Source organism: Neobacillus drentensis (genome assembly GCF_036965425.1).
GTDB lineage: Bacteria > Bacillota > Bacilli > Bacillales > Cytobacillaceae > Neobacillus > Neobacillus drentensis_F.
Genome location: NZ_JBALPP010000034.1, coordinates 106,688 through 129,737, shown reverse-complemented (window position 1 = coordinate 129,737; position 23,050 = coordinate 106,688). Strand labels below are relative to the sequence as shown.

Genomic DNA, 23,050 nt, shown 5'->3' with positions numbered 1-23,050 from the left:
ATTCTCCTCACGCATGATCATCCCTTTTTCCTTGCACATACTCTTTGTTAAACAAAAACAGCTTCAAAAGGAGATACAACGATGGCAATAGCAAGCCCAATCCAGCTACAAACGCGATAACTAAGGCAATCGCCATCGATTCATTTGTGAAGCTGTCATAAATGGTCAAATACGGATACATTAAATATGGATAATGGGAAATCCCATAGGCTAAAAAGGCGGAGGTAAATTGCCCGACCATTAACCAGAAGGCTAATCCATAAGCCTGCCGCTTCCAAATGAAATATACCGAGCCGGCGAAGAAAATAACAGACAAAGCGAACAGCCACCATAGGCTGATCAATCCCTTGTAATGCTCAGGATTATGAGTCCGCATTTCCACAATAATCCCGGCGGCGGTAATAATCGCTGGTCCCGCCCAAATTAACGCATATTTTCGCAGCAGGTTTGTGGCCTCTTCGTCCTTGGCCTTATGAGCATACCAGGTCAAAAATACCGCTGAAATATACAAAACGGCAGTCAGGCTGAGCACTACAATACTCCATGATAAAGGACTCGTGAACAAGCGCCAATAGTCTAGTACCGGCCGCGCTCCCTCCATCCTCACGAAGCTGCCCTCGGAAATGGTCAAAACTATCGATAAAGAGGCGGGAATAAATAATCCGGTCAGGCCATACAAAATGGTGTACCTTTTATGTTTGAGTCCTCCATAAGTAGAAAACGCATAATACGAGCCGCGTATCGCCAGCAGAACGATCGCAATGCTGGCTGGTACCAGCAAGGTTGAACCGTAATAGAAAGCGGTTTTTGGAAAAAAACCCACAATCCCGACAAAGAAAAACACTAAAAAGACATTGGTCACTTCCCAAACAGGTGATAAATAGCGCTGGATGACCTTAGTCAAAATATGCTGCTTACCTGTGACTGTACTAAAGGCGTTAAAAAAGCCGGCGCCAAAATCTATCGAGGCCACGATAATATAGCCAAAGAGAAACATCCCCAACACGGTGATTCCAAGGATTTCAAGCGTCATACCGCTCACCTGCCTTTAAGGAAGCCCGATCGGCCAATTCCTGTTCCACCGTATTTTTGCGGAACATCCTTAGCAGAACGACTACGCTGCCAATTCCCAAAATCAAATATAGTCCGGCAAACAATAGCAGCATGAGATCGACTTGACCACTTGAGGTTGCTGCCTCTTTTGTCCGCATAATTCCCCGTAAAATCCATGGCTGCCGCCCCACTTCATCAAGCCACCAGCCCGTTTCAATCGCTAGAACTGAAAGCGGACCGCCAAGGACAAGGAGCCTGCGGAACCATTTCGAAACAATAAACTGCCACCTAAGCCAAGTCCCCAGTAAATAGATCAATGATAAGCCAGTCAGCACCATTCCAATTGTCACCATAGAATCAAACAAATAATGGATATAAAGCGGCGGCACCTCATCTTTAGGAAACTGATCCAGACCAATTACTTCTGCCTTCGGAAGATCTCTAGCTAAAATACTGAGTGCATATGGCACTTTTATCGCATATTTTACTTTTCCATTATCAAGAACCCCAAACAAAATAAGCGGGGCTCCTTCCTCCGTTTCAAAGTGCCATTCGGCAGCGGCTAATTTTTCAGGCTGATACTCCGCTAAATATTTTCCAGAAAAATCGCCAATTAAAGCGGATGCTACTGAAAAAACAAACCCAAGTTTTAAGGTTAAAAATAACGCTTTTTTATGGTACAAATGATCGGAACCTTTCAGCAGACGGGAGGCTCCAATGGAAGCAAGCACGAACGCCGAGGTCATATAAGCTGTTACCAGCACATGCGCAACCTTAGTTGGCATGGCTGGATTAAACATCGCAACGATCGGGCTGACATTCACAAGCTGTCCGCCTACGAGATCAAACCCCTGAGGTGCATTCATAAAGGCATTGACAATGGTAATAAAAACGGCGGAAAAAGAAGCCCCGATGGCAACAGGAATCAACAGCAAGAGATGCTTTTTCTGATTCTCAAACCGGTCCCAGGTATAGATATAGATGCCTAGGAAAATGGCTTCAAAGAAAAACGCAAAGGTTTCCATGAATAAAGGCAGGGCGATAACGTTGCCCGCCAGCTCCATAAAATGCGGCCACAATAGCGATAGCTGAAGCCCAATCGCGGTTCCAGTTACAACCCCTACTGCCACGGAAATGACAAAGCCGCGTGTCCAGCGTCTTGCTAATAATATGTAATGTTCATCCTGTTTTTTAATCCCAACCCATTGAGCAATCATTATCATTAGCGGGATTCCGACTCCAATGGTTGCGTAGATAATATGAAAGGATAACGTTAATTCTGTGAGTATTCGGCTTAATAGAACTGAGTCTTGATTTCCCATTTTACGATTTCCTTTCTTAGCCTGAAACAATCCTTCCTATTATGGACAGGCCCAAAATAGCAGCGACAATAAAAGCAAGTAAACTTAGCCTTTGTTCTTGTTTTTTGTAAATATAAGGTCCCTCCTTTGCTGCCCTTTGTTTATCTTTTCCAATATTTATGTAATTAACAAAAAAAGAAGACCATCAATTGGCCTTCTTTTTTACCCATAGTCTGCTTTCTATTTTTTCATAGAACTCAATTAGTAAATTCACAACTCTGTTTAGTTTCTCGATACGGAGTAGGTTATGCACTGCAAACGCTGTGCAGGCCCCAATGATCATCCCAGCCGTTACATCTAAAGGATAATGGACCCCTGTCCACACTCGTGATAGGGCAATACCTGCCGATAAAAGCAGCCACAGCCAGCCATCTCTTTCTCGCCAAATCCAGATAGCAGTCGTAATCACGAAAGCCGCCGTGGCATGGTCGCTAGGAAAAGAGGCATTTTTCACATGGGGAATCAGCCAGTTTACATGATGACTGACAAAAGGACGGTCCCGGTAAAAAAAGTGACCAATCAGGACGTTCATCCCAAGGGCAACACATGCGGCCATAATGGCTTCTGCCACCATTCTTCGATTTTGTGTTTGATTCCGAGGGAAAAGCCAATAAAAAATGATTCCCGCAAAGAATAAATACTCTGCTTTTTCCGCTAAAAACACCATGAATGGATTTAAAACTCGCTCGCTTACCGCGAGATGATTTATGAATTGAAAGGCTTCAAAGTCAAAATGAAACATGATCGTGACCTCCTTTAATTGGCACGAATCTAACTATAAAGCCACAAGCTGAATTTTGACTTAATGTTTTATTAAAAATGAATTAAGATTTCGGCAAAATTAATTCAACTTCCGTTCCCATACCTTCGGAACTTTTCACTTTAATTTCCCCGTGATGTTGTTTTATGATATTTTTGGCAATCGCAAGGCCAAGTCCTGTTCCGCCAGTCTCACGACTCCGAGCCTTGTCCACCCGGTAAAACCGTTCGAAGATATTATCCATTTCATACTCTGGTATCCCAATCCCATAATCCTTCACCTTAATCAAGGTAAATTGATCGGTATCTGTTAGATAAACATCTATTTTATCTGTACTGTATTTGATGGCATTATCTATTAAAATAATGACAGCCTGTTTCAGCTTGAGTTCATCCGCTGTGGTGGAAAGGGCATCATCCTGGTAATGAAGGTCAATTTCTCGCTTATAAGCACTTGCAATTTGTTTGAGAATATTCCCGCAAAAATGGACTAAATTGATTTCTTTCATTTCTAAAAGATTGCCTGATTCAGTATCGGCTAAATCAAGGAATCTTTCCGTCATTTTTTGAATCCTTGTTGCTTCCGAATGGATTGATTCAATGGCATCATGGGCAACTACTTCATTTTGCAATCCACGTCTCAGCAATAAATCGGCATAGCTTTTGATCACGGTCAGCGGGGTTTTGAGTTCATGAGAGGCATCTGAAATGAATTGCCTTTGTTTTTCAAGATTGTCCTCTAATCTTCCTATCATTCGATTGAACGTGACGGCCATTTTTTGCAGCTCATCCTTCGTTTCATGCTGGATGACGATTTTTTTGGGAATCCCGCTTTGTTCAATATCCTCCATCGTATTAATCATATTGGAGATCGGTCGCATAATCAGATTCGAAAGCCATCTGCCGCCAAGCAGCGATAAAAGCGCACCTAAAAACGTGCAAAAGGCTAAAATCGATAGGAGGACGTCTTTCGCTAATTCCAGTCCTGATAACTTTTCCGCGACTTCAAGTGTTCCTCCGCCAGATGGTATTGGCACCCTGACAATTAAGATTTGTTCCTCCTTATCGTTTCGAATAATCGTCCTGCGTTCCGTCTCTTTTTTGCTGACGAATTTCGGTTTTATTTTTCCGGCCAAGAACTTATCATTTGTTGCCTGATAGGCAATTCGGGAATCGGGCTTTATCGTTCTAATAAAAGAATGGTTGGTTAAATAAGGAGTGAAAATACTCTTCAACTCGGAAGGAGAATCACCTATTTCCATTTCCTTTAACAAATTATTTGCTTTTTGAAGCAGTTCAGTATTCTCCATATTGACTGTTATTTTCATAAAAGAAAAAAAGACAACCGCATTTACTGCTAGTAAGACACAGAGGATCCAAGCGGTCGTCATCAGATTAATTTTCGTTGTAATCTTCATTTTGTTAATTCTCCCTTACGGTGTACCCTATTCCTCTAACAGTCTGAATAATCGTTGGATCCGAAAAGCCTTCCTCTATTTTCTTTCTTAAATGTCTGATAAACACATCAATGACATTGGTTTCTCCTTCGTATTCGTATTCCCATACATTAACTAAGATATTTTCCCTTGTGACGACTCTATTTTTATTTGTCAATAAATAGACGAGTAAATCGAATTCCTTTGGTGTTAAGGTAATAGAAGTTTCACCCCGTGTTACCTCTCTTGTATCAAGATTGACAGTTAAATCCTTAAAGGATAAAAGGGGATTTTCCGGCTGTGCAGCTTTAGCAGCAAGCGAATTCTGCCTTAGGCATGCCCGAACTCTTGCTAGTAATTCCTCGATTTCAAAGGGCTTTGTAATATAATCGTTCGCTCCTTGATCAAGCCCTGCAACTTTATCCATCGTCATGTTTCTGGCCGTTAATAAAATGACCGGAAGCATAGTATTTTCTTTCCGAATTCTTCTTAGGACCTCTATGCCATTCATTTCTGGCAGCATGACATCCAGTAAAATCAAATCTAGTTTATCATTCAGGGCTGCCTGCAAGCCTGCCTTTCCATCATAGGCAACGTCGACCTGATACCCTTCATACTCGAGTTCGAGCTTTAAGATCTTAGCGATTTGCTTTTCGTCCTCTACTACCAAAATGCACTGTTTCATAGAATCCCTTCTTTTTTCGAAATGGCCTGTAAATTGCTCCCCTACAATTTAGCACTTTTTTCTCTTATATTTCATTTTTTCATTGAATTTTAATCAAACATTAAAAAACTCCCTCTTTAGTCAGAAGGAGTTTTCAGGGTGTCAGGCACTCTATCAAATTCTTGTAAGGAATGCCGTCTAATCGATAAAGCGAGATCGGCAAGGAAGTAGAGGCCCACTGCGCCCCAAATCCAAGCCCAATAGGGTTCAAAGACTCCGTATACAGAGGCAACCAAGGGATGAATCCATTTTAAGCAAAGAAATGACAGCACTACCCAGCAGGCCGAGAAAGGCAGACAAATATGTCCATGGACCTGGAGCGGGGTATCGGAGTAATCCCACCACTGCCGCTTGAAGAACTTCAACAGCAGCGCCCCGGTCAAGTACTCTACTAAGGTAGGAATGACAAAGCACAGCAGCAGGGTAACTCCCCAATCTGTTTCTGGCCTAATTAAATAAACTAATAGTACAGGTGCTAACCCATACATTGGTTTAAATGGCCCATATAAAAAGTTCTCTTTTAAAAAACGTTTTTTGGTTAGAAAGTTATAACTGTTCTCCAAGAGCCAGCCAAATAGTGCGTAGAACGTAAAATAAAATAGGATAGCCGCAGCTCCTTCAATATTAAAGATCCCAGGATTTTGAACCTCGAAACCATTCAATAAGCTAATTATCATGGCTAAATCACCTTCCATGGATAAGAATTTTCCCACTTTAGGATTAACCGTAGAAATTTCAAATATGCACAAAAACTTCCAATTTTTTTATTGGAATGTATTTTACTATTTTGGCCTTTTTATGGTAAATACTTCACCAATTTTGGCATAATTATCGCCTGCAAGCCTGCTGACTGCACCCAATTTTTCTTGATTAATTCTTCCCTTTTCATACAACTCCGGCTCAATATGGTATTGAACAATTCGGCCAATAATGAAGTCGCATGACGGCTCACTGTTCGTTCCTCCTAATTCTAAGGAATGTTCAAGGATACATTCAAAACGGATCTGAGCTTCCCTTATCCCTGGGACAGCTATCTTCTCGCTGGATGTTGGTGATAATCCAGCCAATTCGATTTCACTTTCATTTGCTGGCAGAGTGGCAGAAGTGATATTAATTTTTTCCACATTCTTTTCATCGGTAATATGCACGACAAATTCTCGATGATGAAAGATGTTCCTTGCTGTGTCCTTTCGCTTCACACCGTTTCTTTGGATAGAAATCGAAAGAAGCGGCGGGTTCGCTGAAACGATATTAAAGTAACTAAATGGCGCTCCATTTAAAACGCCTTCTTCTGATAAAGAAGTAACAAAAGCTATGGGCCTCGGAATAATGCTGCCAATTAAAAATTTATAATTTTCCTTTGCTGGCAAAGTAGAAGGATCGATTGAAAGCATTGGTATTACTCCTATCCAATTTGTTTTTCTATGAAAGAGAAGGGATGGCCTATGTTTTGCCATCCCTTTTTTAACTTGCCCTTTTTTTATTAAAATTTACCAGATAGTAAATGTCCAGCATTGGGAACTTCTGCTTTTAATCCAAGCCCTTTTAAAATTTTATAAACAGTAGAAGTGGCTGCAGATAATACCGGAATACCTAAACGGTCCTGAACTTGTTGAATAGCAGGAAGGGATGGCATTTGGACGCAGGCTGACAATACGACAGCATCAGCACCCTCAATATTCAAACGGTCTGCATGACCAATTAGATTCATAGGATCTAATCTGCCAACCTCAAGGTTATCTGCCACTTCAAGACTAATTGAATCAATGACTTCAATACCCGCTGTATTTAAATACTCAATCACCATATTCGTTAATGGCTTCATATATGGTGTGATAATCGATACCTTTTTGGCGCCAATCGTCCGAATTCCTTCGATTAAAGCTCCTGCGCTGCTCACAATAGGTGTTGGTGCACCATTTTCAGCCGTGGCATTTCCTAAACGCTCTTCCGAAATCTGATGGTAGCCTGGACCCTGACACATGATAGCGACTAAACAAGCATACGTCAACACATCACAACGGGCGTCTGATAATTCCACAGCACAACGGTCGCTTTCCACATCCATCTTTTTTAACTCCTCCGGATTGACATGCATCATTCTCATTCTGGAGGAATGAAAAGTAAAGGTTTCTTCCTTAAATAGCTGTTGTCTTGCATGCAGCATGGCCGGAATTTCTGTTTCCATAGTAGTATTTGAACTTGGGACAATTAATCCCACACGATAATTTTTAGTCATTATTGTTCCCCCTTAATATGATTTACTGGTTTTTACTTTGTGAAGATGGCCGGTTAAATTTCGGTTTGTAAATGGCTTAACGATTTCGATGCAGGCGAGGAGCTGATCCATGTCGATCCCCGTATCAATACCCATTTCGTGCATCATGAAAATAATATCCTCCGTTGCCGCATTCCCGGCCGCACCCGGAGCAAACGGGCATCCGCCAAGTCCGCCGATGGAAGCATCAAATCGTGTCACACCTGCCTGCAAGGCGGCCATTACATTGGACATCGCCATTCCATATGTATCATGGAAATGAGCCGTAATCATCGCTTCGGATTTTAAAGAAACAGCCTCCTTAAACAAGTTCAATACTTGCTTTGGATTCGCCCTTCCAATAGTGTCGCAAAGGACAATTTCGTCTACCCCAAGCTGCTCCATTCTTTCTACCATGCTCAGAACTAGTTTGGAATCTACAATTCCATCAAACGGGCACCAAAAAGAAGTCGCAATATTATAGCGGATAAGAATATCGTTGGCCTTTGCTTTTTCAATCACCGCTTCAAAACTTTCCATGGACTGTTCACGTGTCATTTTGACATTTTTCAAATTAAAGCTGTCGCTTGCACCTACAACAAGTGAAAGGGCCTTGATGCCGCTTTCGAGCGCCCGTTCATACCCTTTTTCATTTGGAATAAGTGCCATGTATTGAATGGAAGGGTTTTGTTCGATTCCATCAAGAACTTCTTTGGCATCCCTCATTTGCGGTACATATTTCGGATGGACAAAGGAAGTGGCTTCCATTCGTTTAATACCTGTTTTGTTCAATGCATTAATGAGCTCGATTTTCTTTTCTGTCGGGATAAAATTGGCTTCATTCTGTATTCCGTCCCGTGGTCCTACCTCTATAATTTCAACTTTTTCCGGAAGGTTCATATGATAACCCCTTTTCCATTTTAGGAAATTCCTAGTTTTTTAGCTAAATAGGGCTCTAGTCCCCCAAGCTTAACCATTTCTATTAAATGCTCCGGCAATTTCGTTCCAGTGTACTCTTTTTCTTGTGTATGATTAATGATTTTACCTGCCAACAGATCAATTTCGATTTCATCGCCTTCCTGAATCAAGGAAATATCTGCCATCTCTACTACAGGAAGGCCAACATTAATGGAGTTCCGGTAAAAAATGCGCGCAAAGGAGTTTGCCACAATGGCTCCAATCTGATGATGCTTCAGAACCATTTGCGCCGTTTCCCGGCTGGATCCTGACCCAAAATTATCCCCAGCGACGATAATATCACCCGGCTGTACCTTTTGATAGAAGGTTGGATCAATCGCTTCCATTGCATGCTTTGCTTGCTGCTCAATTGGCAGGCTCATATATTGGCCGGGAGAGATAATGTCTGTATTAATGTTGTTTCCGTATTTCCATACCCGTCCCTTGATAATAAACGACATTTACATCACTCCCTGCAAAAGATATTTTCGGGGATCGGTTATTTTCCCTTCCAGCGCCGTGGCCGCGACTGTAGCAGGAGAGCCCAGATAAACCTCACCCTTTGGACTTCCCATTCGCCCTCTGAAATTCCGGTTGGAGGACGACATCACCACTTCACCAGCGCCGATTACGCCGCTCGTAAATCCGCCGCAGGCCCCGCAGGATGGCATATTGACAATACAGCCTGCTTCCGTGAGGACTTCCAAAAGACCCTCTTTATTCGCCTGCATCCAAATATGCTGGGAAGCAGGCACCACTAAACAACGAATGCTTTTGGCAATTTTTTTTCCCTTTAAAATTTGCGCAGCAATTCTAAGGTCGCTGATCCGCCCATTTGTACATGAACCTAAATACACCTGATCAACCGGTTTCCCTTCTACACTGCCAACAGGATGTACATTATCCACTTCGTGCGGGCAGGCTACCTGTGGTTGTAATTCTGATACATTATAGTGGAGGGTTCGGATATATGTGGCATCTTCATCACTTGCCAGCATCTCTATCTCTTCTGTCACGCCCTTGGTCCGCAAATATTCCACGACTTTTTCGTCTGTTTCAATCAGTCCTGTCTTAGCTCCTGCTTCTACAGCCATATTGGATAGGACAAGGCGTTCATCAATCGATAAATTCCGGATGGCACTGCCTGAAAACTCTAAGGCATGATAGGTAGCACCTGCATGTCCCAGGTCTTTAATTGTTTTGAGCACCATATCCTTGGCAAACACACCCTCCGGCAACTCGCCATCCCAAATGACTTTTATTGTTTCAGGGACCTTAAGCCATGTTTCACCGGTTAAGAGAACCCCAATCATTTCTGTAGACCCAATCCCAGTAGCAAAGGCACCAAGTCCGCCTGCCATACAGGTGTGGGAGTCTGTACCGAGAATCAATCTTCCTGGGCGGACATGTCCATGTTCAGCGATCACTTGATGACATGGTCCTTCAAACTCATAATAATAGGAAAGATCCTGCTCTCTTGCCCAGTCACGCGTGAATTTTAAAATATCTGCTTGCTGGACAGTCGCAGGAGGTGTACAGTGATCTGAAACGACCACTACTTTTTCTTTATTAAAAAGTTTGCCGCCGAGGCGCTTAAAGCCGCCATCTACCAGCCATGGTCCCAGCAGGTCATGCATGAGAGCAATATCCACGTTTACCCAAACAATATCCCCTGCTTTCACACTGGCCTGCCCGGAAGCTTTGGCAAGGATTTTTTCTGACATAGTCATTCCCATGAAAAATACACGCCCTTCCTAAATGATTCCTTTTTCTTTCAAATCGCTAATTTGCTCTTCGGTTAGGCGGAGCTTCTCCTCCAATACATCTTCTGTATGCTGGCCCAATTTTGGACCTGCCCATTCAATCCCGCCAGGAGTTGCACTCATTTTTGGAACGATGCCTGGCATCTTCAGCATTCCTAAGCCTTCCACCGCTACTTCTTGAATCATTTGCCGAGCTTGATAATGTGGGTCATTCATAATATCTTCCACCGAATAAATGGACCCTGCAGGAACCTTCGCTTTATCCAAATATTCCATTACCTCCAAGAATGGAAGACTCTTTGTCCATCCTTCAATAAGACCATCTAAATATTCAGCGTGTTCAGATCGATTCGCGTTATTTTCAAAGCGCGGATCCTCTGCTATGTCCTCTCGTCCCATTGCATACATTAATCGTTTAAAAATGGCATCTCCATTGGCGCCAATAACAACATACTTCCCATCAGAACACATATACGTGTTAGATGGTGTAATACCGGGGAGTGTGCTGCCTGTTCTTTCCCGGATTAATCTGGCACGATCAAATTCAGGAACCATGCTCTCCATTAAGCTGAATACTGATTCATACAAGGCAACATCGATGACCTGTCCTTCGCCTGTTCCATTCACATCACGGTGATAGACAGCCATCAACGCACCGATGACCGAATAAAGTGCAGATAAAGAGTCTCCGATACTAATTCCTACTCTTGTTGGCGGACGGTCAGGGTATCCCGTAATATAGCGGAGCCCCCCCATTGCTTCCCCAATCGAACCAAAACCAGCTTTGTCCTTGTAAGGTCCGTCCTGTCCATAGCCTGAAACACGAATCATAATTAAGCGAGGGTTAATTATCTTTAATTCCTCAAAACTAAGCCCCCATTTTTCCATGGTGCCCGGACGAAAATTCTCAATTAAAATATCAATTTCTTTTACAAGCTTTTTTATGATATCCTGGCCTTCAGCTTGTCTTAGATCAATGGTCACCGATTTTTTATTTCTTGACTGGACATACCACCAAAGGCTGGTCCCGTTTTCGACTACACGCCATGATCGGATCGCATCGCCTGTGAGAGGGGATTCCACCTTAATGACCTCAGCGCCAAATTCGGCCAATAATCTTGATGCAAATGGCCCTGCAATCAGTTGGCCCATTTCCAACACCTTTAATCCTTCGAGTGCTTTTTTCCCCATTTTAAGTTCATCTCCTAGTTAGTTCATTTCCTGATTAAACCGAATAAACTTCTCTTCCCATAAATAACGGGAAGAGAAGTAATGCTGTCATTGTTTTTTCAATTAATTGCCGCTTGTCAGCTCCACACCTTTTGTTTCTGGAATCGCCAAAACAAGGAATGCGGCGATGAAGTATGAAACGGCTGCAAGGGTAATAACGACTGGGTATGTAAAACCTGATGCAAGAAGGACGGGTACAATCAGAATTCCAGCAATCGCGCCGACTCGTCCAAAGTTAAAACAGAAACCAGCTGCTGTCGCACGGATACTTGTCGGGAATAATTCCGAATACCATGCGCCGAAACCGCTGAAATAGCCGGTAAAGAAACCTAGTAAAGAAGAAATAATACCTAAGGTGAAAACATTGGATCCATTTAATAAAAGTTTTCCATCAGTCAATGGCATATGACTTGAAACATAGGTGAATATTGGCACCATGATTGTCATACCCAGAAAAAAGACCATGAACGAAAATCTGCGGCCGATTTTATCAGCAAGATAGCCGTATACGATATAACCGACCATTGCTCCAACGCCTGTCCAAATAAGGAATACAGGTGCCTGGTCAATTCGGATGCCAAGTACTTTTTGAAGATAGGTTGGAACGAAAGTAAAAATAATCCAATAGCCTAACATTCCAAGAACGGATACAAGTAGTGCTAGAATGGTAACTTTTAAGAATTTAGGTTTAAAAATGGTGCCGATGCTGGCTTTTTTTGCGTTCTTCTTAATGAAGTCACGGTTTGCGAGCCAGACTGGTGATTCCTTTACAAATAAAACAATGTACAGAACAGTAGCAAAGGCAGGAATACTAGCAATCATAAATAGATTTCTCCATGATTCCGGATCTTGTGGATTTAAAATCGACCAGGCAAAGATAGCCGCTAAAAGGTTACCGCCTGCCCAGCCTGTTTGCATGAAAGAAATTGCTTTTGCCCGTTTTTCCGGCTTCCAAACCTCTGAAATCAAGGCTGCTGCTGCCGACCAAAGGCCGCCGACTGCTACCCCTACTACAAAGCGGTAAATATTTAATTCTATTACACTATTAGCGAAACCACACAACAATGTCCCAATACCATAGGCTAGGACCGAAATGACGAGAGTCTTTTTTCTTCCTATACGGTCGGAAATGTTCCCTAAGAAATATCCGCCAATACCAGTGGCAAGAAGGAACCAAGCTACAGTGGAAACAACAGCACTAATTTCTACTTTAAAAGACGCTGCAATAGCAAGGATCACGAAACCAAAAATCCCCGCATCTAAAGCATCGAAAAGCCATCCAAGCCAAGAACCAATAAGAGTATGATATGCACCTTTTTGTGATATTGCTGGTTGATTTGCTATCAGAACCTTTTGTGGCATCGCCATATTGTGTTACCCCCTATGTTTTGTAAAGTGATACGAGTGCAAGTAAATCTTGCTCGATGTGACCATGCATTTCCTTTTCCGCTTTATCCCCATTCCGTTCTTTAATTGCTGCGGCGATGCGCTCATGCTCCCCTATAAAACTCCCATCACGAACGCTTCCTTTAAAACCGAAATTACGCAGATAGGTAACCTTATCCCGAATCATATTGGTTAACGAAATAAGCTGGCGATTTCCTGATGCCTCGAGAATAATTTCGTGAAATTGAATGTTTAATTCCACCACTCGTTTCATGTCTTTTTTAATCCAAACGTCATTTGTTTCTTCTATAATCATTTCCAATAATTCTAATTTAGCTGGATTAATATTGACTGCAGCTAGCTTAGCCGCAAGCGCTTCCATTCGCTGCCTGCATTGATAAATATCAATCATGTCTCTTAGTGTGGGCTCAAACACATGCAGCGCGCTTCCTTTTTGTACAAGCAGTTCGTCTTGAACAAGCATTCTAAGCGCTTCCCGCACTGGTGCCCGGCTGACGCCAAATTCTTCGGCAAGCCTTACTTCTACTAATCTTTCACCAGGATTATAGTAACCATCTATTAAACGCTTTTTTATTAATTGATACATTTGAGCATGCAATGGCTCGGTTTTTACGACTGATAACACTGAAAACCACTCCTTTCTTTTAGTATTCAGAATCTAGCAAGCGGTTTCATGTTGTGATTCTAATATATTCTATTTCCTGTCGACAGTCAACAGTCAACAATTAGATTTTTTAGAAAATTTGATTCATTTCGACAAAAAAAGAGCCCTCGGGCTCTTCTATTCTAATCATTAAGATTTTTGACATCAGGAATTGAGGTCAATTTGTGTTTCGGTTCCCTTTTTAATCCCTGGCTTTGCAATTGAAGCAAAAATAACAACCATACTCACCAACCCAATCCAACCTATAACTGAAGTCGGGTGGTTCCAGCTTATACCTTTGCCAAAGAAGAATAATTCACGTAGTCCGTCGACCATGAATCGCATTGGGAGCCACGAATGGATCCAGTCACGATAAAACGAAGACATAAATTCTGGTGCCATTGCAAGCAGCGGCGCGCCGAAGAATAGAATCAGAACAAAGATTGGGATACCTTTAATACCAGTCCATGACAGGACTGCCGAAATCATTAGGAAAAAGCTGAAGCAAGTGAGTGATAAGAATAATGCAATATCACCGAATTGAGGAATATCAACACCGATTGTCTCCGCCATCCATGTTAATCCAAAACCGGCAACAAGGGCAATAACTGCTCCCATCAGTATTTGTGCAACGAGGGCAGCGAGTTTTTCCTTCCGATTTGCAAATGGTAATTTACTTACCATAAGAAAAAGAATAGCAGCCCCTGCGATGCTTGCCATCCAGAGCGGCTGGAATAAAGAGACCGGTGCATTGCCATTCATGCTCGCCGTCCCTACTTCATTGACATTCGTTACTTTCTTTGTAATCGGTGATACTAACGCTGCGGCTTGTTTCGTGGTCACAGTGCCGCCTTGTTTTTCAAAGCCGGCGAGTAACTGGGCCCGGACATTATTATTGATATTGTCGACCATTCCATTTAACACATTGCTTACCATCGTCGAAGCAATCGTGTTCATCCCTTGATTGACCAATAGCTTAATTTCCGGTGAAGTTGGTGAAGGGCTCATTAAGGATGCTTGTTTTTGTGAGAAATCCTTAGGAATGACGATCGCTCCGTAATACTCACGGTTGTTTAATCCCTTCCTTGCCTCATCATTGCTTTTTATAAAAATAAACTTAATAGGCGACTCTTTTTCAGTTTTTGCCTGAATCATTTCAGTAATCGTTTGTCCCATATTCAAATGGCCCTGATTCGGAATTTCCACGCCTTGATCCTCGTTGACAAAGGCAATTGGTACGTTTTTTGGAGTGGGCTTGACCGATGGCACAAGTGTTAGGCCAAAAATAAGCACCACGATTAAAACAATAACAGGCGATAAAATGACCAATTTATTTTTAAACAAACTCATATTTGAACACTCCCCTTTTATTGAACAAGCTGTTGATTATTGTTCACACTGTTAATTATAATGGGTCTATCGGGTATAGCAATAAACAATATTTGACGCAATGTCGAGTAATTAACAGAAATGACTAGAATGTTGATTTTTTCAAAAATAAATCTTTTGGAGGGCTAAAAAATGTCCGATAAAGCAGCAGATAGACGGGTCATCCGCACCAAACGAATGATCCGGGATGCTCTCACCGAGTTGATGGAGGAAAAGGGCTTTGAAGGAATAACGGTACGCGATTTAACGGAAAAAGCGAGTATTAACCGTGGCACCTTTTATTTGCATTACCGGGATAAGTACGATCTCTTAGAACAAAGTGAAGAAGAGATTATTTCAGGAATTAGGCAGCTAGTAAATAATATCAAGCCGAAAGAGGCGGTAAGCTTTACCAGTCAAGACGAACCATTTCCCATCATTTTGAAGCTTTTTGAATACTTCCAAGAAAATGCGAGTTTCATGAAGGTCATTTTAGGCCCTAAGGGGGATGCCTCCTTTCAAGGGAAAATGAAGGAATTAATCAAAAAAACCTTTTTTCAAAAAATAGCGGAAGATTTAAAAGTCGAAGAAATGCTCGTTCCAGTAGATTATTTGATTTCCTATGTCAGTTCCGCCCACCTTGGGGTCATTCAGCATTGGCTGCAAAGCGGAATGGAAAAATCACCGCGGGAAATGACCTTAATTTTAACAAAAATGACCCTTTATGGGCCGGGACATGTGGCAGGGCTAAAAAAATAAGGTAATTTTCTTAAGATTTGTTGGGTTTAAACCCCAAAATAAATTTTATCGGCGAATTTTTAGGTTTTATCAGCGAATTTCCGGGTTTTATCGGCGAATATTTGGATTTATCGGCGAATCCATGCCTTTTATCAGCGAATCAAAGAAAACAGCAATTTTTCGGAGTCTAAGCCAGTAACAATGAACACTTTCCTCATTATTGTTCATTGTAATTCTTGCTATGGCATTTTAATATTAAGGTATAGATGGTCAACACGGTGTTCATTACAGTGTTTGATTAGGAGGCGTTTTTTGATGAATCCAACCATTAAAGTGGAGCAGGTTAGCAAGAGCTTTGGAAAAAAGCCTGTTTTAAATGACGTCAATTTGACGATCGAAAAGGGGCAATTATACGGTCTAATCGGTCCATCGGGGGCAGGGAAAACCACATTAGTTAAAATGATCGTTGGCATGGAAAAAGCAGATACCGGTTCGATTCATGTATTAGATGTAGGGATGCCAAATCTTGCCCTATTGCAGGAAATAGGTTATATGGCTCAATCCGATGCCTTGTATGTAGAGCTTACTGGGGAGGAAAATCTTAAATTTTTTGCTTCTTTATATAAGCTTAATAAAGAAGAGCAGAAGAAGCGAATTGCATATGCTGCGAACTTAGTCAACCTGACTGGTGATCTCAAGAAACGGGTGGCGGCTTATTCTGGCGGGATGAAGCGTCGGCTTTCCCTGGCGATAGCGCTCATCCAAGATCCGAAAATTTTAATCTTGGATGAACCAACTGTAGGGATTGATCCCGAATTAAAGCTGTCGATTTGGAATGAACTATTACGCTTAAAAAATGAAGATGAAAAAACGATTATTGTGACCACCCACGTGATGGATGAGGCGGTTAAATGTGATTATATCGCCATGGTACGCGACGGCCGCATTTTAACAAGCGGCACCCCAAATGAGTTAAAAGCATTATACGGTACAGATGATTTCGATGAGGTATTCCGGAAAGCCGGGGTGAAGCAGTCATGAGAACGATGGCGCTAATCAAAAGAATTATAAAGCAAATGGTTCGTGACAAACGAACGTTAGCCTTAATGTTTGTTGCACCGCTGTTAATTTTGACCTTGATGTACTTTTTATTTAATGGGAATACAGTTGAACCGAAATTAGGCGTATCGGGTGTGGATACTAGTCTTGTAAAAGCTCTAAAGAATGCCGATATAAAGGTAAAAGAATTTGAGAATGTAACAAAAAATACAGTGGTGGATGATGATCTGAACGGGCTGCTGGTCCAGAAAGACGGGCAAATAAAATTGACACTCCAAAATGATGATCCTACGTCAGCTAGAGGCTTGCAGGCAAAGGTTAATCAAACCGTTGTGGCCATTGCAGAGTCCCAGCTGATACAGCAAAATCCGGCACTCGCAGGCATGATGCCCAAAAAGATTGAAACAAACTACGTTTATGGAAATAAAGATACGGTCTTTTTTGATGTGCTAAGCCCGATTTTAGTTGGATTCTTTGTCTTCTTCTTTGTATTCATCATTTCAGGAATTGGTTTATTGCGCGAGCGGACGACCGGAACCTTGGAACGGCTATTGTCGACTCCAATTCGCAGGGGAGAAATTGTTACAGCCTACCTAGCCGGTTATGGCATGTTTGCGGTGATTCAAACATGTATCGTCGTTTTTTATGCGATAAATGTTTTGGATATCGTGCTGATCGGATCGATTTGGAATGTCCTGCTGATTAATCTGCTGTTAGCATTGGTCGCTCTTTCATTAGGAACCTTCTTATCAACTTTTGCTGCTTCTGAATTTCAAATGATGCAGTTTATCCCCGTCGCGGTCGTTCCACAAATCTTTTTTGCCGGGATATTCCCGCTTGAAGGAATGGCCGATTGGCTGCAGGTAATTGCGAAGCTGTTCCCCATGTTTTATGCCGGGGACGCTTTAAGGGGCGTTATGTATAAGGGATTGGGTTTTAGTGAAATCAGCGGTGATCTTTTGGCTTTGGTCATTTTCGCATTGATTTTTGTCATTTTAAATATCTTATCTATGAAAAAATACCGGAAATTATAATAAAGAGAGGGGATGATTAATATAATCATCCCCTCAAGTTTTTTATCGGATTGTTTTTAATGCGCCGCTCCAAGAAACGACTTCGTCAAGCATAGCCGTTACATTTGTAAGGTGTAATTCAGCTGGCTTGAATTCACTTCCGTTTACGAAATCAGTGAATAATGACAATGTTGGATGTGTACGAACATCAGCCACTTTTAATTCTCCTAGGATGCCGCGTAAGTGTTCAGCCGCACGCGCTCCTCCAGTTGATCCATAGCTGACGATTCCTGCGGCTTTGTTATTCCAAGCTTCACGAGCAAAATCAAGGGCATTCTTTAATGCACCTGTGATGCTGTGGTTGTATTCTTGAACGATGAATACAAAACCATCAAGTTCAGCAAGCTTTTGGTTCCATGCAGCAATGCCTGGTTCAGAACCGTCTGTTGTGCCTAAGAATGGTAAATTGAAATCTGCGATATCGACGATTTCGTAATTAGCATCGCCGCGTTTGTCAGCAATTCCTTTAACCCATTCTCCCACTTGTGGACTTACGCGTCCTTGACGAGTGCTTCCTAAAATAATACCAATGTTTAATTTTTCCACAGTTTTTTCCTCCTCGGATGTTTTTCCAAATAATTTATCTAATAATCCCATTATTAGCACCACCTAAAAGTGAAAATCTCAAACTAAGATATTTTAATTTATCTCATCTCAAATTTAAATATCTTTAATTCGAAATAATAATATAATACATTTCACACTTTGTCAACTATTTTTATCTTATAACAATACTCGGGATTCGCTCCAAAGAATGTCAGTAAATATGTTAGGTCAATCAAGAGCAATCTATTATAAATGATTAATTTACGAAAAGGAGAAGTTCATGTGGAAGCCAACGTAATGAATATTGTCCAACGGGAGTTATATATGCTTACCATGGTTTTTCTGTCCGGTTTATTGGCGATGAAATTAGCTGAACGAATTAAAATTCCCGATGTAGCACTTTTTATGATTGTTGGGATTTTAATTGGCCCATCCGTCTTCCATCTCATAACAGTACCTAATGATTCAGTAGCATATCAATTCATTATTGTCTTAGGATCCATTTTGATTCTGTTTGAAGGAGGAATAGCGATTCACTTTTCTGTTCTGAAGAAGGTTTGGATTACGATTTCTCTTTTATCTATATTAGGTGTCATTATTACAGCAACGGTTACGGCAGTAACTGCTTTCTATTTTTTAAAGATACCTATTATGTATGCCTTGCTTTTGGCATCAGTTATTGCATCAACCGACCCTGCAACCTTGATGCCAGTATTTAAACAAATTACAATACAAGAGAAAGTAAGACGGACGGTAGAAAGTGAATCCGCCTTTAACGACGCGACAGGTTCCATCTTAACTTTTACCTTACTCAGCGTCTTAATGGGTGAAACAAAACTATCTGTATCTGCTAGTATTTGGAGTTTTATCCGTGAAGCTGGCGGCGGGATATTAGCTGGGGCAGTGATTGGTTTTATCGCAAGTCTGTTAACCTCAGAACACAGGTGGGGCATTTTTAGAAAATATAGCACAGTGGTCAGCTTGCTTGCAGCCATTAGTTCTTATTTAGCTGCTGGGTTTATTCATGCCAGTGGTTTTATGGCTACTTTTACAGCTGGACTTATAATAGGAAACTCTAAGATTTTTCGTTTACACATTGCAGAAGAAACGCATTCAACCGTTTTTGAATTTTCCGGAACCCTTACCCTTATTATGAGAACGCTTATTTTTATGCTGTTGGGGACACAGGTGGATTTCAGGACGTTAGGTCAGTATTGGGTCCAGGGAATTTTGGTTGTTTTGGTTTTCATGTTGATCGCAAGACCTCTTGCTGTCCTAGTTTGTACATTGCCTGATCGTAAAGCGAAATGGAAATGGAATGAAATTGTGTTTATGTTCTGGGTACGGGAAACGGGTGTAATTCCTGCAGCCCTATCTGGGATGATTATGGCAGCAAAAGTGGATTATGCAAATCAAATTGCAGCTGTAACATTTATAGCGATATTGGTTACTATATTGATTCAAGCAAGTACGACTGGATATGTGGCGAAAAAGTTAGGAATTACGTTAGATTCTGTTAAGGGTGTTTAAAAATATAAGGCAGAATCACTGATCGTGAATTCTGCCTTATATTTTTGAGTCATTCCTTTTTTAAATTAACTATCCAATTAATATCTTTTCTTCTGCATATCTTACTTTTGCCTCATTCTTTTTCACCATAAGGGCAAATGCCATTGTTAACGGTCCAAGCCTTCCAATAAACATCATGATTGTGATTAAAACCCTCCCTAATGGTGTTAAATCTCCGGTTAATCCTGTTGATAGACCCACTGTTCCGAATGCAGAAATCGTTTCAAAAAGGATTGCACTCATTTCAGCTTTTTCCGTATAGGTAAGCAAAAAGAAAATCGTAAAGATAAAAATAATAGCAGTAACGCCTATGGATAAGGATTTATTCACCAAATGCCATGAAATCCTTCTTCTAAAAATATTGACATCATCTCTATTTGTAAGGACCGTCCAAAATGCAAAGATGATAATAGCGAAGGTCGTTACTTTTATTCCTCCCCCGGTGGAGCCTGACGAGGCGCCAATAAACATTAACACCATTGTAAAAACCTTTGAAGATAGTGTCATATGTCCAATATCAATCGTATTAAAACCGGCAGTGCGAGGAACAACACCTTGAAAATAAGAGGCCCATAATTTATCGTCTAACTCAAACTTCCCAATCGTAGCTGGATTATGAAATTCTGATAACAAAATAATCAATGTACCGACAATATTAAGTATGAGGGTTACCAGCAAAGCTATTTTCGAATGAAGTGAAAGCTTACTTATGGACTTTTTTTGCCAAATATCCAATATAACGGTAAATCCGATTCCGCCAGTGATAAATAGAAATGTAATCACTATGTTAATAATCGGATCACCCACCCACTTACTCAGGCTGTCAGATTCTAGTCCAAAACCAGCATTATTAAAAGAAGAAATGGAATGAAAGATACCGTAATAGATGGCTTTCCCAAATGGCATATCAAAGGACCAGCGTACCGCTAAAATGATTGCACAAACACTTTCAACAATCAAGGTTATTCGGATGATGCGTAATACAAGGTGAACGACTCCAGATAAATTATTAACATTTAACGAATCTTGCAGCAGCAGTCTTTCCTTTAATCCAATTTTCTTACCCAGAATTATAAACATAAATATCGCTAGGGTCATAATTCCCCAACCGCCAAATTGAATTAAAAACAAAAGGACTATTTGCCCAAATAAGGTAAAGGTTGACCCCGTATCCACAACAGCAAGTCCTGTTACGCAAACCGCAGATGTCGCCTCAAATAAGGCATCAATGAAATTGAGCCCGCGTCCTTCTTCAACTGTTGAAATAGGCAGCATTATCAAAAGTGTGCCAATTAATATTAGACTGGCAAATCCGATCACAAGGATTTGCGCAGGATGCAATTTTATTAGATTACCTTTTCTTCTTATTGCACTCACTAGATATTCTCCCCTTACTAGGACCAAAGGTTCAGCCCCTAATCTTTAATAGATAAGGTTAATGGGCAGCAGCGTTAATCGATTTGGGAGAATTTTTGTAAATCTTCATTTTCCCCAATAACAATCAAGATATCATCAGATTTTAATGCCTGTTCCGGGTGTGGTAAAATTTCCATTTTATCGTTATTTTTAATGGCTATTACCGTAACATTATAATTGGCTCTCAAATTCAAATCACGGAGATTTTGTCCTTTCATGCTTGCAGGCACTTTGATTTCTTCCATGCTGTAATCTTCAGCAAGTTCAATTAAATTCAGTACATTAGGGGAGGCCATTAACTGGTTCGCAACCCTTTCACCCATATCTTTTTCAGGATAAATGACTCGGTCGGCTCCAACCTTATGTAAAACTTGTCCATGACTTTTATTGATTGCTTTAGCAACTACATACTTTACTCCCAATTCTTTCAGTATAAGAACAGTTAATATACTTGCTTGGATATCATCCCCAATTGCTACAATCACCGTATCGAAATTTCTGATCCCAATCACCTTTAGCGTTTGTTCATCAGTAGTATCACCAATTACTGCATGTGTCACTGAATCTTGAATATTTTCGATGTTCTCTTCTTTTTTATCAATAGCCAGCACTTCATTACCTTCTTTAAAAAGAGAGGCAGCAACACTAGAGCCAAATCTCCCCATCCCAATAACAGCATATTGTTTATGCATCTTTCATTCCTCCTACAGAGCTTCGCTAGAAAGCTATAAATCCAATGCTCTTTTTTCCTTCCCTAATGTAAATAATATTTTTATTAGGTTTTACTTAAGTTAGTAAATTAACCTCTGGAAAAATTTTTTGATTATCTCCTCAAAAAAAACCACCAAAATTTAGGTGGTTTTATGACTCCTTAAATTAAGCTTTTTGGTTAATTCGCATTTTGAATTTGTACAGGATGACTCAGTTTAATACTTTTAGAGCTTACTAGAACAATCCTAATTATAAGACTATATCGAAAAGAGTCTGGATTATTTCTAATTTCCTCCGGGACATAAAATAAAAAAGGAATAGTCTGTGTCTTATTAGGGACACAGTCATGGGAGCATAAAACCGTATGACTATTTAACGTTTCCTCTCGATTAGATTTTGTATCCTTACCGATTAAATCAATATCATATCTCTTTATTTTATTTTTAAAAAAACTACCCTTCACCTCTATAGTCCCGTTAATATTGCTTCCAGCCTTATAAACTTCTTTATCTAAATGTATAGTTGTTTTGGGTAAAACAATATTCATTTTCATCATATAATCATTTAACATTACTTTTTTCCCCTATTTTAGTTATTTTTATGAGGCAGGCAACTCGTCAGAATGGAATCTGAAACAAAAATAGACCTATGTTTACTTTTCCCATAATTGAAAACAAAGAGCTGTTTACGGCAATAACCATAAATTAGACAGCAAAAAATCCTTTGATAATCAATGTAATAAGAGAAAAAGTAAACATGGTCTACCTAACACCCAGCTAAGCTTTATAGCCCTCTTTGTGTTCTGTCTTCCAAGCAGCTTCTTCAAAAAATAGGCACAATAAAAGACCTACTTTATTATTCAGGCTGCTTTCTTGCTGCATACTGTGCTATGTGACAAAAAAGCCCCCTGAAACAGGTGGTCTTAGACCTCCTTCGCTTTAGCCGACGAAGTTAGCTGACGGGTAGGATGGCGAAAGAGT

23 protein-coding genes and 1 riboswitch (1 of these 24 only partly in view) are annotated in these 23,050 nt (G+C 40.8%); of the genes, 4 read left to right on the top strand and 19 right to left on the bottom strand.

The features are described from left to right. Nucleotides 1-7 precede the first annotated feature (7 nt). From V7161_RS09550 to V7161_RS09480, 15 genes are all read right to left on the bottom strand, one after another. Nucleotides 8-1,033: a cytochrome d ubiquinol oxidase subunit II gene (locus V7161_RS09550; RefSeq protein ID WP_335444497.1), complete on the bottom strand. Its 1,026-nt coding sequence runs from the start codon at nucleotides 1,031-1,033 to the stop codon at nucleotides 8-10. Next, nucleotides 1,023-2,375 (bottom strand): cytochrome ubiquinol oxidase subunit I, encoded by a 1,353-nt coding sequence (locus V7161_RS09545; RefSeq protein ID WP_335444495.1) that lies wholly within the window; start codon nucleotides 2,373-2,375, stop codon nucleotides 1,023-1,025. Before V7161_RS09545 ends, V7161_RS09550 begins: the two co-directional genes overlap by 11 nt. 184 nt (nucleotides 2,376-2,559) lie before the next feature. Beyond that, the gene (locus V7161_RS09540; RefSeq protein ID WP_335444492.1) at nucleotides 2,560-3,156 is read right to left on the bottom strand and encodes an undecaprenyl-diphosphatase; all 597 of its coding nucleotides are present in this window, start codon (nucleotides 3,154-3,156) and stop codon (nucleotides 2,560-2,562) included. A gap of 82 nt (nucleotides 3,157-3,238) precedes the next feature. Then, on the bottom strand, nucleotides 3,239-4,591 hold the full coding sequence (locus V7161_RS09535; protein ID WP_335444490.1) for a sensor histidine kinase: 1,353 nt from the start codon (nucleotides 4,589-4,591) through the stop codon (nucleotides 3,239-3,241). A 4-nt stretch (nucleotides 4,592-4,595) separates the two neighbouring features. Then, nucleotides 4,596-5,294: a response regulator transcription factor gene (locus V7161_RS09530; protein WP_335444488.1), complete on the bottom strand. Its 699-nt coding sequence runs from the start codon at nucleotides 5,292-5,294 to the stop codon at nucleotides 4,596-4,598. A gap of 116 nt (nucleotides 5,295-5,410) precedes the next feature. Then, on the bottom strand, nucleotides 5,411-6,010 hold the full coding sequence (locus V7161_RS09525; RefSeq protein ID WP_335444486.1) for a putative ABC transporter permease: 600 nt from the start codon (nucleotides 6,008-6,010) through the stop codon (nucleotides 5,411-5,413). Between the two features lie 105 nt (nucleotides 6,011-6,115). Then, the gene (locus V7161_RS09520) at nucleotides 6,116-6,727 is read right to left on the bottom strand and encodes a flavin reductase family protein (RefSeq protein WP_335444484.1); all 612 of its coding nucleotides are present in this window, start codon (nucleotides 6,725-6,727) and stop codon (nucleotides 6,116-6,118) included. 89 nt (nucleotides 6,728-6,816) lie between these two features. Continuing rightward, a complete protein-coding gene (locus V7161_RS09515; protein ID WP_335444482.1) occupies nucleotides 6,817-7,572 on the bottom strand; it encodes a maleate cis-trans isomerase family protein in 756 nt (251 codons plus the stop codon). 12 nt (nucleotides 7,573-7,584) lie between these two features. After that, on the bottom strand, nucleotides 7,585-8,490 hold the full coding sequence (locus V7161_RS09510) for a hydroxymethylglutaryl-CoA lyase (RefSeq protein WP_335444480.1): 906 nt from the start codon (nucleotides 8,488-8,490) through the stop codon (nucleotides 7,585-7,587). A gap of 20 nt (nucleotides 8,491-8,510) precedes the next feature. Continuing rightward, nucleotides 8,511-9,008, bottom strand: a complete 498-nt coding sequence (locus V7161_RS09505; RefSeq protein ID WP_335444477.1) for a 3-isopropylmalate dehydratase — start codon at nucleotides 9,006-9,008, stop codon at nucleotides 8,511-8,513. Further along, nucleotides 9,009-10,271: a 3-isopropylmalate dehydratase large subunit gene (locus V7161_RS09500; protein ID WP_335444474.1), complete on the bottom strand. Its 1,263-nt coding sequence runs from the start codon at nucleotides 10,269-10,271 to the stop codon at nucleotides 9,009-9,011. A 30-nt stretch (nucleotides 10,272-10,301) separates the two neighbouring features. Continuing rightward, nucleotides 10,302-11,501 (bottom strand): CaiB/BaiF CoA transferase family protein, encoded by a 1,200-nt coding sequence (locus V7161_RS09495; RefSeq protein ID WP_335444471.1) that lies wholly within the window; start codon nucleotides 11,499-11,501, stop codon nucleotides 10,302-10,304. A gap of 102 nt (nucleotides 11,502-11,603) precedes the next feature. Then, nucleotides 11,604-12,908, bottom strand: coding sequence for an MFS transporter (locus V7161_RS09490; protein WP_335444468.1), 1,305 nt, complete (start codon nucleotides 12,906-12,908; stop codon nucleotides 11,604-11,606). A gap of 13 nt (nucleotides 12,909-12,921) precedes the next feature. Continuing rightward, a complete protein-coding gene (locus V7161_RS09485; protein WP_335444466.1) occupies nucleotides 12,922-13,572 on the bottom strand; it encodes a GntR family transcriptional regulator in 651 nt (216 codons plus the stop codon). A gap of 183 nt (nucleotides 13,573-13,755) precedes the next feature. Next, on the bottom strand, nucleotides 13,756-14,934 hold the full coding sequence (locus V7161_RS09480) for a YhgE/Pip domain-containing protein (protein WP_335444565.1): 1,179 nt from the start codon (nucleotides 14,932-14,934) through the stop codon (nucleotides 13,756-13,758). Between the two features lie 177 nt (nucleotides 14,935-15,111). Here V7161_RS09480 and V7161_RS09475 point away from each other — a divergent pair, with 177 nt between their 5' ends. The 3 genes from V7161_RS09475 (at nucleotide 15,112) to V7161_RS09465 (ending at nucleotide 17,789) form a co-directional block, all read left to right on the top strand. Further along, nucleotides 15,112-15,717 (top strand): TetR/AcrR family transcriptional regulator, encoded by a 606-nt coding sequence (locus tag V7161_RS09475; RefSeq protein WP_335444463.1) that lies wholly within the window; start codon nucleotides 15,112-15,114, stop codon nucleotides 15,715-15,717. A 294-nt stretch (nucleotides 15,718-16,011) separates the two neighbouring features. Further along, nucleotides 16,012-16,737 (top strand): ABC transporter ATP-binding protein, encoded by a 726-nt coding sequence (locus tag V7161_RS09470; protein WP_335444460.1) that lies wholly within the window; start codon nucleotides 16,012-16,014, stop codon nucleotides 16,735-16,737. Next, complete coding sequence (locus tag V7161_RS09465; RefSeq protein ID WP_335444458.1) at nucleotides 16,734-17,789, top strand: ABC transporter permease; 1,056 nt, start codon at nucleotides 16,734-16,736, stop codon at nucleotides 17,787-17,789. Before V7161_RS09470 ends, V7161_RS09465 begins: the two co-directional genes overlap by 4 nt. 42 nt (nucleotides 17,790-17,831) lie before the next feature. On the opposite strand, the gene V7161_RS09460 is transcribed toward V7161_RS09465, so the two are convergent. Continuing rightward, a complete protein-coding gene (locus V7161_RS09460) occupies nucleotides 17,832-18,425 on the bottom strand; it encodes an NADPH-dependent FMN reductase (RefSeq protein WP_335444455.1) in 594 nt (197 codons plus the stop codon). A 231-nt stretch (nucleotides 18,426-18,656) separates the two neighbouring features. Between V7161_RS09460 and V7161_RS09455 the strand changes: the two genes are divergently transcribed. Beyond that, nucleotides 18,657-19,904, top strand: coding sequence for a cation:proton antiporter (locus V7161_RS09455; RefSeq protein WP_335444452.1), 1,248 nt, complete (start codon nucleotides 18,657-18,659; stop codon nucleotides 19,902-19,904). Between the two features lie 69 nt (nucleotides 19,905-19,973). Here V7161_RS09455 and V7161_RS09450 read toward each other — a convergent pair whose 3' ends face one another. The 3 genes from V7161_RS09450 to V7161_RS09440 all read right to left on the bottom strand — a co-directional run bounded on the left by V7161_RS09450 (nucleotide 19,974) and on the right by V7161_RS09440 (nucleotide 22,641). Further along, on the bottom strand, nucleotides 19,974-21,320 hold the full coding sequence (locus V7161_RS09450; protein ID WP_335444450.1) for a TrkH family potassium uptake protein: 1,347 nt from the start codon (nucleotides 21,318-21,320) through the stop codon (nucleotides 19,974-19,976). A 74-nt stretch (nucleotides 21,321-21,394) separates the two neighbouring features. Then, the gene (locus tag V7161_RS09445; protein WP_335444447.1) at nucleotides 21,395-22,051 is read right to left on the bottom strand and encodes a potassium channel family protein; all 657 of its coding nucleotides are present in this window, start codon (nucleotides 22,049-22,051) and stop codon (nucleotides 21,395-21,397) included. A 197-nt stretch (nucleotides 22,052-22,248) separates the two neighbouring features. Beyond that, nucleotides 22,249-22,641, bottom strand: coding sequence for a hypothetical protein (locus V7161_RS09440; protein ID WP_335444445.1), 393 nt, complete (start codon nucleotides 22,639-22,641; stop codon nucleotides 22,249-22,251). Nucleotides 22,642-22,995: 354 nt separating this feature from the next. Further along, a riboswitch (cyclic di-AMP (ydaO/yuaA leader) is annotated at nucleotides 22,996-23,050 on the bottom strand; it runs 91 nt beyond the window's last position.